This is a genomic window from Streptomyces sp. NPDC012510 (assembly GCF_042955065.1).
In the GTDB taxonomy this organism is placed as follows: domain Bacteria; phylum Actinomycetota; class Actinomycetes; order Streptomycetales; family Streptomycetaceae; genus Streptomyces.
Map to the genome: position 1 here is coordinate 82,457 of NZ_JBIBEN010000012.1, position 16,231 is coordinate 98,687.

General features: G+C 70.5%; 14 protein-coding genes. 1 reads left to right on the forward strand and 13 read right to left on the reverse strand.

Annotated elements, in window-relative coordinates; genetic code table 11:
* Positions 1-316 precede the first annotated feature (316 nt).
* Entirely contained in the window at positions 317-1,693 is a 1,377-nt protein-coding gene (locus ACFY9I_RS22765) for an AbfB domain-containing protein (protein ID WP_391004377.1), read from the forward strand.
* A gap of 297 nt (positions 1,694-1,990) precedes the next feature.
* Here ACFY9I_RS22765 and ACFY9I_RS22770 read toward each other — a convergent pair whose 3' ends face one another.
* The 13 genes from ACFY9I_RS22770 to ACFY9I_RS22830 form a co-directional block, all read right to left on the reverse strand.
* Complete coding sequence (locus tag ACFY9I_RS22770) at positions 1,991-3,442, reverse strand: AbfB domain-containing protein (protein ID WP_391004379.1); 1,452 nt, start codon at positions 3,440-3,442, stop codon at positions 1,991-1,993.
* A gap of 687 nt (positions 3,443-4,129) precedes the next feature.
* Complete coding sequence (locus ACFY9I_RS22775) at positions 4,130-4,852, reverse strand: FCD domain-containing protein (RefSeq protein ID WP_391004381.1); 723 nt, start codon at positions 4,850-4,852, stop codon at positions 4,130-4,132.
* Positions 4,843-5,856: an aldo/keto reductase gene (locus ACFY9I_RS22780; RefSeq protein WP_391004383.1), complete on the reverse strand. Its 1,014-nt coding sequence runs from the start codon at positions 5,854-5,856 to the stop codon at positions 4,843-4,845. Before ACFY9I_RS22780 ends, ACFY9I_RS22775 begins: the two co-directional genes overlap by 10 nt.
* Before the next feature lie 61 nt (positions 5,857-5,917).
* Complete coding sequence (locus tag ACFY9I_RS22785) at positions 5,918-7,012, reverse strand: PfkB family carbohydrate kinase (RefSeq protein ID WP_391004385.1); 1,095 nt, start codon at positions 7,010-7,012, stop codon at positions 5,918-5,920.
* Entirely contained in the window at positions 7,009-7,641 is a 633-nt protein-coding gene (locus ACFY9I_RS22790; RefSeq protein WP_391004387.1) for a bifunctional 4-hydroxy-2-oxoglutarate aldolase/2-dehydro-3-deoxy-phosphogluconate aldolase, read from the reverse strand. The genes ACFY9I_RS22785 and ACFY9I_RS22790 overlap by 4 nt, the downstream gene beginning before the upstream one ends.
* A complete protein-coding gene (locus ACFY9I_RS22795; RefSeq protein WP_391004389.1) occupies positions 7,638-8,399 on the reverse strand; it encodes an SDR family oxidoreductase in 762 nt (253 codons plus the stop codon). The genes ACFY9I_RS22790 and ACFY9I_RS22795 overlap by 4 nt, the downstream gene beginning before the upstream one ends.
* The gene (locus ACFY9I_RS22800) at positions 8,396-9,439 is read right to left on the reverse strand and encodes an alcohol dehydrogenase catalytic domain-containing protein (RefSeq protein ID WP_391004391.1); all 1,044 of its coding nucleotides are present in this window, start codon (positions 9,437-9,439) and stop codon (positions 8,396-8,398) included. The genes ACFY9I_RS22795 and ACFY9I_RS22800 overlap by 4 nt, the downstream gene beginning before the upstream one ends.
* Entirely contained in the window at positions 9,436-9,873 is a 438-nt protein-coding gene (locus ACFY9I_RS22805; protein WP_391004393.1) for an RbsD/FucU domain-containing protein, read from the reverse strand. Before ACFY9I_RS22805 ends, ACFY9I_RS22800 begins: the two co-directional genes overlap by 4 nt.
* Positions 9,864-10,766 (reverse strand): amidohydrolase family protein, encoded by a 903-nt coding sequence (locus ACFY9I_RS22810; RefSeq protein WP_391004395.1) that lies wholly within the window; start codon positions 10,764-10,766, stop codon positions 9,864-9,866. Before ACFY9I_RS22810 ends, ACFY9I_RS22805 begins: the two co-directional genes overlap by 10 nt.
* A complete protein-coding gene (locus tag ACFY9I_RS22815) occupies positions 10,759-12,084 on the reverse strand; it encodes an enolase C-terminal domain-like protein (protein ID WP_391004397.1) in 1,326 nt (441 codons plus the stop codon). The genes ACFY9I_RS22810 and ACFY9I_RS22815 overlap by 8 nt, the downstream gene beginning before the upstream one ends.
* 94 nt (positions 12,085-12,178) lie before the next feature.
* Positions 12,179-13,222, reverse strand: coding sequence for an ABC transporter permease (locus ACFY9I_RS22820; RefSeq protein WP_391004398.1), 1,044 nt, complete (start codon positions 13,220-13,222; stop codon positions 12,179-12,181).
* Positions 13,215-14,780: an ATP-binding cassette domain-containing protein gene (locus ACFY9I_RS22825; RefSeq protein ID WP_391004400.1), complete on the reverse strand. Its 1,566-nt coding sequence runs from the start codon at positions 14,778-14,780 to the stop codon at positions 13,215-13,217. The genes ACFY9I_RS22820 and ACFY9I_RS22825 overlap by 8 nt, the downstream gene beginning before the upstream one ends.
* Positions 14,781-14,827: 47 nt before the next feature.
* Entirely contained in the window at positions 14,828-15,892 is a 1,065-nt protein-coding gene (locus ACFY9I_RS22830; protein ID WP_391004402.1) for a substrate-binding domain-containing protein, read from the reverse strand.
* Between the last annotated feature and the right edge of the window lie 339 nt (positions 15,893-16,231).

A 16,231-nucleotide genomic window follows, 5' to 3' on the forward strand; every position in this document is an offset into this window, starting at 1 on the left:
CCGAGCAACGGCGGTACGAGCGCCTGTGGCACCACCTCACTGTGGCGCCAGGAAACCAGCCGGCTCGCTACCGCCCCCGGAGCTGATGAGCAGCCCGCCCCGAGTCCGGTGCCGAAGGCGGCCGAAGCCGCATCGGCACGGAGGCGTCAACGCAATCCGCACCGTCCGCGCAGCCGGGCACCGGGGGTTCGTGTGACGCCGCAGCTCCACTCTTCCAGCCGCCGACCGACTCACCGAACGACATTCGACATGTCGGCCAAGGTGGTCTTTCGGTGCGGTCACTTCCCCGGCTTTCCCTACGCCTTGGAGGCACCAGATGAGCACAACCCCCCTCCCCTCGCGCCGGCTGTTCCTCGGCATGACCGCGGCCGTGCCGCTGTCCATGACCGGCGCGCTGACCCTCGGCAGCCAGTCCGCCGCCGCGGCGACGGCCTCCCCGTTCGTCATGGCCTACTTCACCCAGTCACCGAGAAACCTTGGCACGGACTACGGCCTGCACCTCGCGGTCAGCACCGACGGGCTGCAGTGGATGCCGCTGAATCAGAACAACCCCGTCGTGACCCCGACCGGGGGCGACGGCGGTCTGCGCGACCCCTTCATCCTGCCCAAGCAGGACGGCACCTTCGTCGTCCTGGCGACCAACCTGAAGGGCACCGACTGGAGCAAGAAGACCCCGTACATCCACGTCTGGGACTCCGCGGACCTGCGCTCCTTCGACAACTACCGCCTGCTGAAACTGCACGACATGGCCACCCACACCTGGGCGCCCGAAGCCTTCTGGGACCCCTCCCGCGGCCAGTACGCCCTGCTCTACTCGGCCGTCAACAGCAGCGGACACAACGTGATCATGGTGAACTACACCACGGACTTCCAGACGGTGACGGCACCGCAGGTCTTCTTCGACCCCGGCTACGACATCATCGACGGCACCCTCGCGAAGGACGTGAACGGCGTCAACTACCTGTACTACAAAGGCCGCAACAGCCTCACGGGCGCGAAGTCCACCTCCCTCGCCCCCGGCAGCTTCACCCAGTTCACCTCGGGCCTGGCGCCGCAGGGAGGCATCGAGGGCCCGATCCTCGCCCAGGCTTCCGGCACCTGGTACCTGTGGGGCGACGCCAACGCGCTGTTCTACACCTGGCAGACCAACGACCTCTCCACCGGCACCTGGACCGCCACCGACCGGCGCGTCTACACCCAGCCGCTGAACTCCAAGCACGCCGACATCAAGCCGATCCCCCAGACGGTGTACGACAACATGATCGCCAAGTGGGGAAGGCCTGCCTGGAACCGGCTGAAGTCCTACAACTTCCCGGACAGATACTGGCGACAGGTCGATTCCCTCGGCCGCATCGACCCGTACCCGTTCGACCCCTACACCGACTCGCAATGGAAGCTGGTGCCGGGGCTGGCCGACTCCTCCGGCGTCTCCTTCCAGTCCGTCAACCAACCCACCCGCTATCTGCGGCACGCCTACTACCAGCTGCGGCTGGACGTCAACGACGGCACCACGAAGTTCGCCCAGGACGCCACCTTCCACAGGACCGCCGGGCTCGCCGACCCGTCCTGGTCGTCATTCCGCTCCCACAACTACCCGGACCGCTACATCCGGCACTTCAACTACATGCTGCGCATCGACCCGATCTCCACCGCCGTCGCCAGGGCCGACGCCACGTTCTCCCTCTGGTACTGAGGACATGACGAGGTCCCGTGGCCGGTCGGTCCGGCCACGGGACCTCGTCATGTCCTCAGTGCCCATCCACCCACGGAAGGAGCAGCAACAATAAGACCGGTTTGTGGGCGACCCGTCGGCGCACGTCTTCAGCGGATGGAGGCCCGACCCATGTCGTCGTATGCGGCGCGGGTCGGGCCTCCGTCCTCCCTCGCTCCCCCTTGCGTGCTTCTCGCGAACCTTCAGAGGGAAGACACCGCGGCGAAAGGAGATGCCGACGCCCTCCCAGAGGCGTCGGCATCCTTGTCCGGAGTCGGGTCAGTTCGTCACGCGGAAGGTGGCGTCGCCGCGTGCTGTCGCCGTGGTGATGGGGTCGAGGCGGAGTTGGTAGGCGTAGTGCCGGATGTAGCGGTCGGGGTGGTTGTAGGACTGGAAGGAGGACCAGGTGGAGTCGGCGAGTCCGGCGACCTGCTTGAAGGTGGCGTCCGCGGCGAACTGGGCGGTGCCGTCGTTGCGGACCAGCTGGAAGTCGTAGTTGGCGTGGCGCAGGAAGTAGCCGGGGAAGTTCACCGACTCGAAGGAGACGGTGCCGGTGCCTGCCAGGCCGGGGCGCAGCCGGAACTGGGAGTCCGGGCTGGTACTGACGTTCTGGTCGATGCGCACGTCGTAGTTGGCGTGGCGCACGTACCGGTCCTGGAAGTTGTACGACTGGAGCCGCTTGGCCGGGGTGCTGGACCAGCGGGCGAGGACACGGGACTCCTCGGCGGCGGTGAGGGGCAGGATCGAGCCGTGGCGCTTCTTGTTGACGCCCATGTTGTAGCTGCCGGACGCCGGAATCTGGTAGGTGCCGACGGCGGAGGGGTTGGTCGACGTGACGGGCATGTACCCGCCGCGGGAGGCGTACTGGTCGAGGTACAGGGCCCACTCGTTGCGGTCCCGGAACTTCATCCACATCGGACCCTCGACCTTCGTGCCGGTCGTGCCCGCCGTGCCGGTCAGGCCGATGCCGGAGAGGTTGCCGAGGTTCGTCCACGTCCCGAGGATCGAGTTGCTGCCTTCGATGGTGATCTGGCCGTCACCTGAGGCGCGTACGTAGCGGAAGTTACCGACGCCGGCCGGCACCTCGACGATCTGGGTGTCGATGAGTTCCTGGGCGCCGGGGCGGTCGATGTAGATCTGCGGGGTGGTGATGGTGCGGAAGTCGCTGGTGCGGGCGTAGAAGATGCGGTGCTTCGTCTTGCCGTCGAGGGGCACGTTCGTGGCCCAGTACAGGACGTAGTCGTTGGTCTCGGGGTTCCAGATCGCCTCGGGCGCCCAGGCGTTGCGCCCGTCGGGGATGGCTCCGGCGACGTTGAGCAGCCACGGCTGCGACCAGTTGACCAGGTCCGTCGACTCCCACACCACGATGCTGCGGCTGCCGTTGTTGATGGAGCCGTCCACGGTCGACCCGCAGCCCCAGCACAGGTCGGTCGCGATGATCCAGTACTTGCTGCCGTCGGGGGATCTCACCAGTGCGGGGTCACGTACCCCCTTGGTGCCGATCGTGGAGCGCAGGATCGACGCTCCGTCGTTGAGGTCGTTCCAGTGCAGGCCGTCCGTGCTGTGCGCGAGGTACATCTGCTGACCGGTCGACCCCTCCCCGGTGAAGTGCAGCATCAGGTAGCCCGGGTCGGCGGCGGCCGCCCGGTCCGGTGTGAGCAAGGCTTGGGATGTGAAGAGCAGGCACGCGGCGAGCAATATCGCCGACAGTCGGGCGCGAAGCGCGGACATACACATCTCCTGTCATTCTGCGACGGCCACCACCGGGCGAGGAGCGCCCATATCGGGATGGCGGGAAGATCGGTCTCGGTGTTGGCGGGACAGGACCTGCTACCGCGCGACACGGAGGGGGCCGACTGGATGCGGGCAGTGTGTCTCCCGTGTGCGGTGCGCTTCGCCGTGGTGACGGCGGGAGTGGGCACACGATGCCGGTGCGTCCTTGGTGACAGCTTGTAGGTCAGGACACGGTTGTCGTTCGAGCGGGGCGGTAGCGGTGCGAGGCCGACTGGGAGGTTGTCGATCGGAGTGCGCGTGGGCGCGGCCCGGCGAGAGGTCTGTCGCTTCTCTCTGCGCCTGTGAGGCGGCTCTTCGCCTCTGCCGCTCAGGCGTCCCCTCCCGGTGTCCTTCCCACGTCTGTGCGGTATGCCGAACGGTGTTCGTAGGGTCGGGCAGACGTTAAGTGGGGGAAGCGGAGGGCGTCAATACTTCCGGCAACGTTACCCCTGGAAACCGTGAAAGGGCTGGTCGCGGACGGCGAATGGGGCAGGGAACAGCCTGGCGGGGCAGTCGGGGCAGGCCCCGCCGGTGCCGTTCGGACGGCGCGGCCACCCGGGACCGCTGTTCTGTTCGGCGTGGTGGTCGAGCAGTGTCAGCGGTGGTCGAGCAGTGCCGGAAGCACGGTCGGGCGGGACCCACCTGTCACTCCTGGGCTGTCACGCCCCACGGGAGGGCCTGCCGCGAACGCAGGTGCGCTTTCAGCCACAGCTCGGTGTTGCTGACGTGCAGCAGCGCGGCGGCCTCGCTGAGGGAAGCGTCGCGGACGGACAGTGCCCGGAAGATCGCCTCGTGCTCGGCGAGGGTCCGGCCCGAGGCCTGGGTGTCGACCAGACCGCGCCAGATGCGGGCGCGCAGCGTACGCCCGGAGATGCTCTCCAGGAGCGTGAGCAGGGACTCGTTGCCCGTGGCCGAGATGACGGCGCGGTGGAATGCGGCGTCGTGGACGTTGAGCCGCTCCACGTCGTCACGGGCCTCGCGCATGGCCTCCAGATGCCGCTCGACCTCGGCGAGCTGCTCGTCGGAGATCCGGGTGGCGGCCAGCGCGGTGGCGACCGGTTCCATGAGCCGCCGTACCTCCATGAGATCCAGCAGCGCGGCGGAATCACCCTGCAGCAGTTCCACCGCACCGCCGAGCCCCTCCAGGAGCAGGCTCGGTTGCAGGCTGGTCACGTAGGTGCCGTCGCCTCGCCGGACCTCCAGGACCCGGGCGACGGCCAACGCCTTCACAGCCTCCCGGGCGAGGTTGCGGGAGAGGCCGAGCTGGGCGGCCAGCTCCGGTTCCGGCGGGAGCTTCGAGCCCGGCGGCAGCGCTCCGCTGCGGATCAGCTCCCGGATCTGCGCTATCGCCCTGTCCGTCAGAGACACCGCGCGCTCCTTCCGGGCCCGTTCGCCGTGGGCACGTCCGACCTGATGAGCCCCAGGGCGCGCAGGTCGTCCCAGAGGCCTTCGGGGATGTGCTGCCGGTGGAGTTCCACGTTCCGCCCGACCTGTTCCGCGGTCCGCATACCAAGGGTGACGTTGATGATATCGGGATGGCTGTACGGGAAGGCGACCGCTGCCGCGGGCAACGTCGTACCGTGCGCCGCGCAGACCTCGGCGATCGTCCGAGCGCGGGCCACCAGGGCCGGGGGAGCCTCCTGGTAGTCGTACCTCATGCCCTCGGCGGGCCGGTCGCGGGAGAGCAGTCCCGAGTTGAACACGCCGACGGCCACCACGCTCTTGCCGAGTTCCCGCGCGGCGGGCAGGACGTCGTCCAGCGCCGACTGGTCGAGGAGGGTGTAGCGGCCGGCGAGCATCACCACGTCGGCGGCCGTCTCGCGCAGGAAGCGGGCGAGCATGGCGGACTGGTTCATGCCGGCGCCGATCGCGCCGATCACCCCTTGGTCGCGCAGTTCCGCCAGGGCCGGCATGGCTTCCTCGGCCGCCTGCTTCCAGTGGTCGTCGGGATCGTGCAGGTAGACGACGTCCAGGCGGTCCAGCCCCGTACGTTCCAGCGTGTCCTCGATGGACCGCAGGACCCCGTCCCGGCTGAAGTCCCACTGCCGGCGGAGGTCGTCCCGCACGACGAAGCCCTCGTCGTCGGCGCCCCGCGGATGCTCGTTGGGGACGAGCAGACGGCCGACCTTGGAGGAGACGACGTAGCTGTCGCGCGGCCGGTCACGCAGAGCCGCGCCCAGGCGCCGTTCGGAGAGACCGAGGCCGTAGTGCGGTGCGGTGTCGAAGTACCGGATGCCCGCCTCCCAGGCCGCATCGACCGCGGCCTGCGCGTCGTGCGCCGGGGTGACTCGGTAGAGGTTGCCGATGACGGAGGCCCCGAAGCCGAGTTCGGTGAGCTCGACGTGAGTGCTCCCGATCCTCCGGCACCTCATGCTTCGCTGTGTCAACTGATCTCCCTGAAGAAGCGGGCACGGCGTGACCGCCAGATGCCTGTCACCGTCTGACGGCGGCCGAGCCGCCCGCCATGAGTGCCTCCACCTCGGCGAGCGAGGCCATGGACACGTCGCCGGGGGTGGTCATGGTGAGGGCGCCGTGCGCGGTGCCGTAGGCCAGGGCGCGGCTCAGTCCGGCGGTGTCGAGGTCCGCCACGGGCGCGGCACCCCCCGCCGGTCCGCCCTCGTCACCGTTGTCGGTCAGCAGTCCGTAGATCAGGCCGGCCGCGAAGCCGTCACCCGAGCCGATCCGGTCCAGGACGTGCAAGCCGGACATCTCCGGGCCGCGGACGAACCCGGTACGGGCCGACCAGGCGGCCGAGGACCAGTCGTTGACCCCGGCCGAGGGCACTTCCCGCAGGGCCGTCGCGAGAACCTCGGCCCGCGGCAGGAGCCCGGCCACCTCGACGAGGGCGTCCCGTACCTCGTCGGCCTCGACACGTACCGCTCCCGGGTACGGTCCGGCGAGGCCGAGTGCGCCCACCACGACGTCGGCGTGCCGGGCGAGCCGCAGGTCGACCTCGCGCGCCCGGTCCGCGCCGCCCCGGCCGTCCCAGAGACTGGGGCGGTAGTTGGGGTCGTAGGAGACCGTCACGCCGTGCCGCCGCGCGGCCGCCATGGCCTCGTCCGCGACGTCCACGGTGGTGTCCGACAGACCGGCGAAGATGCCGCCGGTGTGGAACCAGCGCGGACCCGAGGAGAAGACCGCGTCCCAGTCGACGTCCCCCTTGCGCAACCGCGAGACGGCCGTGCCCGCGCGGTCGCTGACGCCCAGCGCGCCCCGGATGCCGAAGCCGCGCTCGACGAAGTTGAGGCCGTTGCGCGCGCTGCGGCCCATGCCGTCCGCGGGCACCCAGCGGATCAGCGAGGTGTCGACGCCCCCCTGGAGGATCAGATCCTCGACCAGCCGCCCCACCGCGTTGTCGGCGAGCGCGGTCACTACGGCCGTGCGCAGGCCGAAGCAGCGCCGCAGTGCGCGTACGACGTTGTACTCACCCCCGCCCTCCCAGACCTGGAAGGTGCGGGCGGTGCGGATCCTGCCCTCGCCCGGGTCGAAGCGGAGCATCACCTCGCCGAGGGCCATCACGTCGGTCACGTCGCGCTCCCGTGCACGGCCTCGGCGGTCAGCCTGCGGATCTCCCCGTACTCGCCGTGCTCCAGATGGGCTGCGGTGGCCATCCAGCTGCCGCCGACGGCGAGGACCGCCGGGGCGGCGAGGTAGGCGGGCAGGCGGTGGGCGTCGATGCCACCCGTCGGCACGAACCGTGCCCCGGGGAAGGGTGCCGCGAGGGCGCGCAGCATCGGGATGCCGCCGAGCGGTTCGGCCGGGAAGAGCTTGACGGTGTCGAGGCCGGCCCGCAGGGCGCGCATCAGCTCGGTGGGGGAGGCGATGCCGGGCACCACGGGCACCCCCCGCTCGTGGCACCTGGCGACGACTGCCTCGTCGAAGCCGGGGGAGACGACGAAACGGGCACCGGCCGCCACCGCACGGTCCACCTGCTCGGGCGTGAGGACCGTACCGGCGCCGACGGCCAGGCCGCCGTGGGCGGCCATCGTCCTGAGGACCTGCTCGGCGTCGGGGGTGCGGAAGGTGACCTCGGCGCATCGGGCGCCGCCCGCCGCGAGCGCGTCGGCCAGCGGGCCGGCGGTCGCGGCGGAGGGCACGGTCAGCACCGGCATCACGCGGGCGCCGTCCAGCACCGAGGCCAGGTCGGTGGCGGTCATCGGCCGAGCCATCCGCCGTCGACGGGCAGGACGGCGCCGTGGACGTAGGCGGAGGCGTCCGAGGCGAGGAACACGGTGGCGCCCGCGAGGTCGTCGGCGCTGCCCCAGCGCGCGGCCGGAATACGGTCCAGGATCGCCTTGCTGCGGACGGGGTCGTCCCGCAGGGCCTGGGTGTTGTCGGTGGCGATGTAGCCGGGTGCGAGGGCGTTGACGTTCACTCCGTGCGGAGCCCACTCGTTGGCCAGGGCCTTGGTGAGGCCTGCGATGCCGTGCTTGGCGGCGGTGTAGCCGGGCACGGTGATCCCGCCCTGGAAGCTCAGCAGCGACGCCGTGAAGATGATCTTCCCTCGGCCGCGCGCCACCATCGCCGCGCCCACCGCCCGGCTGAGGGCGAACTGCGCGGTGAGATTGACCTGGAGGACCAGGTCCCAGTCGGTGTCGGTGTGCTCGGCGGCCGGGGCGCGGCGGATGGTGCCCGCGTTGTTGACGAGGATGTCCACCGGCCGCTCGCGCGCGGCGAGGTCCGCGCCCAGAGCGCGGACGGCGTCGGGGTCGGCGAAGTCGGTGCGGATGGCCTCGAAGGCGCGTCCGGCGGCGATGACGTCCTTCTCCACGTCGCTGCCGGTCTCCTCCAGTGAGGCGCTCACCCCGACGACATCCGCTCCGGCCTCGGCGAGTGCGCGGGCCATGGCCCGGCCGATGCCGCGGCGGGCGCCGGTGACGACGGCGAGCCTGCCGGTCAGGTCGAAGGCGTTCACCGGGTGGCTCCCTGGGCGTCGTCGGTGCAGTCCACGAGGATCTTCATCACGTCGCCGCCGCCCTCCAGGGCCTCGAAGGCCGCGGGCGCCTGCGTGAGCGGTACGACCTTGCTGATCAGACGCTCGGCGGGGATGGTGCCGTCGGCCACCAGGGTGACCGCCTTCTCGAAGTCGGCACGGTCGTACAACCGGGCGCCCACGAGGGTGAGTTCGCGCCAGAAGAAGCGGTGCAGGTTCACCTCGCGCGGCCGGGGGTGGATGGCGACCAGGCACAGCCGGCCGCGCACGCCGAGCACCTCGACGGCGGTGTCCACTCCGCCCTGCGCGCCGGAGACCTCGAAGGCGACGTCCGCGCCGACGTCGCCGGTCCACCGCCGGACCAGCTCGGGCATGTCGTCGGAGGCCGGGTCCCAGGTGGTCAGTCCCAGCTCCTCGGCGAGCAGTCGCCGGTGGGCACTGAGCTCGACCACCCGGACGTCGGCCCCGGCGGCCCGGGCGACCAGGGCGATGAGGATGCCGACGGGGCCGCCGCCGACCACGACGGCCTTCTCACCCTCGGTGACCTGGGCCCGGCCGACGTCGTGCACCGCGACCGCGGTGGGCTCCACGAGGGCAGCCCGGTCCAGGGGGAGGGAGCCGGGCAGCCGCACGAGGGTCGTGGCGGGTACGGTCCAGCGCTGCTGCATCGCGCCGGGGGAGTCGATGCCGATGAAGTCCAGGTGCTGGCAGATGTGCTGGTGGCCTGCCCGGCAGGCCGGGCAGGTGTCGTCCCAGCGCAGCGGCATCACGGTGACCGCGTCACCGGGCGACCAGCCCTCCACTCCCGTACCGACCCGCACGATCCGGCCGGACATCTCGTGCCCGAGGACGGCGGGCGCGGCGACCCGGGCGTCCATGTCGCCGTGGAAGATGTGCAGGTCGGTGCCGCAGATACCGACGTAGGCGGGGGCGATCTCCACCTCGCCGGGGCCGGGGGGCGGGCTCTCGGCGGGCGCGGTGTCCAGGGTGCGGGCGGCGAGGTAGCGGACTGCGAGTGTCATCGTGTTCTCAGGGTCCCTTCAGCGCGGACGCCGATGGTGAGGAGCAGGTTGGCGTAGGTGCGGATGTCGGCGGTGACGATGGCGAGGGCCAGGTCGGGGGAGCGGGCGGCGTCGTAGAACTCGAAGCGGCCGAGGGTCTCGACGGGGACGGGCGCCAGCATCGAGCGGTACTCGGCGATGGCCGGCGGCTCCGGCTCACCCTCGGGCGGCACCATCACGTGCGCCGACTCCACGGGCAGTGCGCGCAGCAGGACGTCGAGCACGGTGGTGACGTCCAGCAGGCCCGGCGCCAGGTTGAGATGGACGGTCCTGGCGCGGTCGCCGGTGGCGGTGCTCGCCGGGTAGTGGCCGTCGGCGAGCAGGACCCGGGCTCCGTGCCCGGCGCCCGCCAGGGCTTCGAGGATGCCCGGGTGCAGGAGTTCGGTCAGCAGCATGGAGTGCCCTCCTTTCTTCGTGCGGGATCGAGGCGGTAGAACGTGGTGGCGGTACCGGCGAGGACCGCCTCGGTCTCGGCGGCGGAGCAGCCGGCCAGGAGCTCCTCCACGGTGGCGGCCCAGCGGTTCCAGCCGCCGGCGAGGACACAGACCGGCCAGTCGGAGCCGAACATCAGCCGGTCGGCGCCGAAAGCGTCCAGCAGGACCTCCCACACCGGCCGGATGTCGTCGACGGTCCACTTCTCGTGGTCGGCCTCGGTCACCAGGCCCGACACCTTGCACCGCACGTGGGGATGCGCGGCCAGCCGCCGCACGCCCCGCGCCCAGTCGTCCAGGTCCTGCCGCGCGATGGGTGGCTTGCCGGCGTGGTCGAGGACCAGGGGGAGGCCGGGGAGGCGTTCGGCCAGACGGATCGCCTGGGGGAACTGGTGGCCGCGGATCAGCACGTCGTATCCGAGGCCGCGTTCACCCACCGCCCGCAGACCCCGTTCCACGGACGGCCGTTGCAGCCATGCCGGATCCTCTTCGCCCTGGACGAGATGCCGTAGGGCCCGCAGGTACGTTCCGCCGGGTCCGGCGCGCAGTGCGTCGAGTACGTCACCGATCGCCGGGGACGTGAGGTCCGCCCAGCCGACGACCGCGCCGATGAGCGGGTCGCTGCCGGCGAGGGCGAGGAACTCACGCGTCTCGTCGACCGACGTCACGCACTGGACCAGCACCGTGCACTCCAGCCGCCGACCCGCGACGGTCGCGGTCGCCGCCGTGCGTAGGTCGGCGGCGCCGAACGTACGCCGGATGGGCTCGTGGCCGGGCTCGTCCAGCCAGGACTGCGGCCGGACGTCCAGGTCCCACACATGGTGGTGGGCGTCGACGAGGCCCTGGGCGTCAGACACGGGCCGTCCAGACGGGGCCGTCGGGGTAGACGTACTCCTTGAGCGACGCGGGGTGCATCTGCGCGCTCAGGCCGGGCAGTCCGGGCGCCACGTAGTGGCCGTCGGCGATGCGGACCGGGTCCACGAAGTGCTCGTGCAGGTGGTCGACGTACTCGATGACGCGGTCCTCGGTCGAGCCGGAGACGGCGACGTAGTCGAACATCGACAGGTGCTGCACCATCTCGCACAGGCCCACACCGCCCGCGTGCGGGCAGACCGGCACGCCGAACTTGGCGGCGAGCAGCAGGATCGCGATGTTCTCGTTGACGCCGCCGACCCGCGCGGAGTCGATCTGCACGATGTCCACCGCTTGGGCCTGGAGGAGCTGCTTGAAGACGACCCGGTTGGCGATGTGCTCGCCGGTGGCGACCTTGATGGGGCTGACGGCCTCGCGGACGGCGGCGTGGCCGAGGATGTCGTCGGGGGAGGTCGGCTCCTCGATCCAGTACGGGTCGTAGGGGGCCAGGGCGCGCATCCAGTCGATCGCCTCCTGGACGTCCCACCGCTGGTTGGCGTCCACCGCGACGCGGATGCCGTCGCCGACGGTCTCGCGGGCCGTACGCATCCGCCGTACGTCGTCCTCCAGGTCCGCCCCGACCTTGAGCTTGATCTGGGTGAAGCCGTCGGCGACGGCCTCGCGCGCCAGGCGGGCCAGCTTCTCGTCGGAGTAGCCGAGCCAGCCGGGCGTGGTGGTGTAGGCGGGGTAGCCCCGCTCCAGCAGGTGTGCGATCCGCTCCTCGCGGCCGGGCTCGGCGCGGCGCAGGATCTGCAGGGCGTCCTCGGGGGTGAGGGCGTCGCTGAGCCAGCGGAAGTCGACCTGCGCGACCAGTTCCTCGGGCGTCATCTCGCCGAGGAAGCGCCAGACGGGCTTCCCGGCCCGCTTGGCGGCGAGGTCCCAGGCCGCGTTGACGACGGCTCCGGTGGCCATGTGGATGGCGCCCTTCTCGGGCCCGAGCCAGCGCAGTTGCGGATCGTGCACGAGGGAGCGGGAGAAGGCGCCGAGGTCGGCGCAGACCTCCTCGACGGACAGGCCGACCACGTGCGGGGCGAGGGCCGCGATGGCGGCGGCCTGGACATCGTTGCCGCGGCCGGTGGTGAAGGCCAGGGCGTGGCCCTCCAGTCCGTCACCGGCGTCGGTGCGCAGGACCACGTAGGCGGCCGAGTAGTCGGGTTCGGGGTTCATGGCGTCCGAGCCGTCGAGGTGTTCGGAGGTGGGGAACCGCACGTCCAGGACGTCCAGGGCGATGATGCGGGCGGATGAGGGCACGGTGGAGGACATGGCGGCAACTCCTGTGAGCGGCAAGGGGGAATCGGCCCCCTCGCGAGAGACGTGAACGCGGCGGAGGTCGGGCGGCCGGCGACGGCCGCCCGGGTCACTCCTGGACCTTGCCGCCGGTGATGCGGGAGATGGCGAGGGCGACCAGGATGATCAGGCCGTTGAGGGCGCCGATCCACTGGGCGGGGACGCCCGCCAGCGTGAGCACGTTCTGGATCATGAAGAGCAGCAGGATGCCGCAGAACGCGCCGAACATGGTCCCCTTGCCGCCGTTGAGGCTGATCCCGCCGATGACGGCGGCGGCGAAGACGGTGAAGATGTAGCCGTTGCCCTGCGCGGACGCCACGGAGGCGAGGCGGCCGGAGAGCATCAGCCCGGCGAGCGCGGCGAGCAGGCTGCCGGTGACGATGACGATCCACAGCACCCGGTCCGTGCGGATGCCCGCCGCCTTCGCCGCGTCGACGTTGCCGCCGATGGCGTACAGGGAACGGCCGAAGCTGGTCCAGCCGAGGACGACGATGGCGACCGCGAACAGGGTGAGGCAGAGCCAGATGGAGGCGGGGATCCCGAACCACTGGGCGGTGCCCAGGTAGAGCATCGACTCCGGCAACTGGAAGAAGGTCTGGCCGCCGGAGATACCGGTGAGGACACCGCGCAGCACGATCAGCATGCCGAGGGTGACGATGAAGCCGTTGAGGCCGAACCGGATGATCAGCAGGGCGTTGATCACCCCGACGAGTGCGCCCACGGCGAGGGTGAGGAGGACGGCCCAGGCGCCGGGGAGCAGTCCGAGCCCGTGGCCCGCGCCGGTCGGTACCACCAGCCACGCCGCGACGCCGGGCGCGAGGCCCATGGTGGACTCCAGCGACAGGTCCATCTTCTTGACGATCAGGACCATCGTCTGGGCGAGGACCAGCAGGGCCATCTCGGACATCGTCTGGAGGACGTTGACCAGGTTGTCGGCCTGGAGGAAGACCGGGTTGACGACCTGTCCGACGATCGCGATGACCACGATGGCCGGGACCAGCGCGAGGTCGCGCATCCTGGCCAGGGGGATCCGGCCGCCGAACAGCGCGGTCCGCCGGGGCCCGGGCTCGGTGGCCTTGGGCGTGGCCGGGTCCGCGAGGACGGTTTCAGGCATGGAGGTCCACTCCTTCCATCGCGGCCACGAGTTCGTGGTCGTGCCAGCCGCGGGCGATCTCTGAGGTCACACGGCCCTGGAACATCACCAGGACCCGGTCGCACATACGCAGGTCGTCGAGTTCGTCGGAGGCGATGAGCACCCCCGTGCCGGTTTCCGCGGTCTCCTCGACCTTGCCGAGGAGGAACTCCTTGGAGCGCACGTCCACGCCCGCGGTCGGATTGATCAGCACCAGCAGCTTCGGGTCGTCGGCCAGGGCCCGTGCCATGACGACCTTCTGCTGGTTGCCGCCGGACAGCGCGGAGACCGGCAGCTCGGGGCCCGGAGTCTTGATCGCCAGGTTCTCGATCAGGCCCTCGGCGAGCCGGTCACGGCGGCCGCGGTTCAGGAACCCGCCCTGGCCCAGCCGCTTGGGCACGGACAGGGTGGCGTTGTCCGCGATCGACATGTCCGGCACGAAGCCCTGGTGGTGCCGGTCCTGGGGGACGAACCCGGCGCCGGCGGCGAGCGCTGCGGGCACACTGCCCGGCCGGGGCCGCCTCCCGGCGATCTCCACCTTGCCCGCCGCTGCCGCCCGGAGCCCGACGACGGTCTCGGCGACCTCGGTACGCCCGCTCCCGGCGGCGCCCGCCAGCCCGACGATCTCCCCGGCGCCCACCTGGAAGGTGACGTCACCGTAAGCACCGTCACTGCCCAGCGCCCGCACGGACAACGCGGGTGTGGCGGCCTGGTCGAGGGTGCTCGACCGCGCCTGCAGCCGGTCGATCGCCGCCTCGCCGGTCATCGCGGCGACCAGCTCGGTGCGGGCAAGCTCCGCGACCGGCGCGGTCACGATGTGCCGGGCGTCCCGGAACACCGTCACCATGTCGCAGATCTCATAGACCTCCTGGAGATGGTGGCTGATGAACAGAAAGGTCACGCCCTGGCGCTGCAGCTCGCGGATGCGGTCGAAGAGCCGGTTGATGGCGGCTCCGTCGAGCTGGGCGGTCGGCTCGTCGAGGATGATGAACCGGGCACCGAAGGACAGCGCCCGGGCGATCTCGACGAACTGCCGCTGCTCGACGCTCAGATCACCGGCCGGAGTCTGCGGATCGACCTCCACCGACCAGGTCGACAGCAGTTCCTGCGCCCGGCGGCGCACACCCTGCCAGCTGATGAGCCGGCTGCGGCCATGGTCGTGCCGGTTCAGGAAGAGATTCTCGGCCACGGTCAGCGTGGGGATGATCGTCGACTTCTGGTAGACGCAGGCCACGCGCCGGCGCCAGGCGTCGCGGTCCGCGAGTCGTGGTGCCGGGCCCCCTCCGAAGGTGACCGTTCCCTCGTCGGGGGCCTGCAGGCCGGTGAGGACCGACACGAGCGTCGACTTGCCGGCTCCGTTGCGGCCGACGAGCGCGTGGGTCTCGCCCGGCCTGATGGTGATCCGGGCGCCATTGAGGGCCACCGTCGGACCGAAACGTTTGACTATGCCCGCCGCCTCGACGACGGGCGGGCCCACCCGGGACCGTCCGTCGTCCGCCGGGGCGGGCGCGGGGCTGACTGCTCGCTCCCCGTCGCTCATCACAACCGCCTTGTGTTCGTTAGCCGTTGGGTGCCTGACAGGGCGGGTCAGCCGAGGTTGTTGCCCCACAGCGACGTGTCGTCGCTCTTCAGGCTGGGCACGCCGCCGTAGGTGCCGCCGTCGGCGGTGACGAGCGGGGCGGAGAGCTGGTCCTCCAGCAGACCCTCGCGAACCTGGACGATGGTGCTGTCGTGGTCCGTCTTGCCGGGCTTGAACGTCTTCCCGTCGATCGCGGCCTTGAGGTAGTACAGGGCGTACTTGGCGTAGAGGTCGGCCGGCTGGGAGACCGTGGCGTCGATCTTGCCCTCGGCGATGGACTTCAGCTCCTCGGGGATGCCGTCGTTGGACACGACGAAGACGTGCTTCTTGTCCTTCGGGTCCACCAGCAGACCCTTCTGCTTGAGGACTTGCAGCGTCCCGGAGAGCGCGAAGCTGGACTGCATGTAGACGCCCTTGATGTCCGGGTGCTGGGTCAGCCGGGTCTGGAGCTTCTGCGCGGCGACCGCGCCGTCCCAGTTGGTGGCCTCGCCGAACACCTTGATGTCCGGGTAGTCCTTCTTCATGCACTCGTTGAACGCCTCGGTGCGGTCCCGGCCGTTGATGGAATCGAGGCCGCCCTGGAGCATCACCACCTTGCCCTTGCCGCCCAGCTTCGTGCCGAGGTACTGGCACGCCTTCTGGCCGTACGCACGGTTGTCCGCGCGCACCACCATGAAGACGTTGCCGGTGTCCGGGCGGGTGTCCACGGTGACGACCGGGATCTTCTTCGCCTCCAGCTGCGCCAGGGTCGGGGCGATGGCGGCGGTGTCCTGCGGGGCCATCGCCAGACCCTTGACACCCTGGCTGATGAACGTCTGCGCGTTGGCGGTGAGCTTGGCGACGTCGTTCTGCGAGTTGGTGGTCTTGAGGGAGAGGCCCAGCTCCTTGGCGTACTCCGGCGTGTACTTGATGTACGAGTTCCAGAAGTCGGTGTCGGAGCGCGGGTAGTCGACCCCGACCAGCGGGGTGCCGCTGGACGATTCCGCGGTGGTGGCGGATCCGCCGCAGGCGCTGAGCAGCGCCAGGGCGGACAGAGCGGCGACGGTGGAGCACAGGGCGTTTCTGAGTCTCATCGGTACTTCCTCGCGCTGGTTCCGAAGCGGGGGATTGTTCGGAGATGCGACTGCTGTGTGTCGCCCCCGGAGAGATGGGATGTTTATAGACGCTGATTGGTGGCGCCGTCTAGGGGGAGAACGGGAAGTATCCAGAACAAAGGGGTTAGATGATCTAGTGGCGCCCGCCGAGCGGCCCTTTCGTGGATCTATCCATCCCATCAATGGTGCGCATCTGTGATGCGCTGACGCTTGCGCTCGTACCGGTGTCCCGTATGTCCGCCCCAGCGGTGCGATGTCGGCGACACAGGGCGCCGCCGCCCTGCCGGGCGGCCGGGCCGGAGGGAGCCGGGGGTGCCG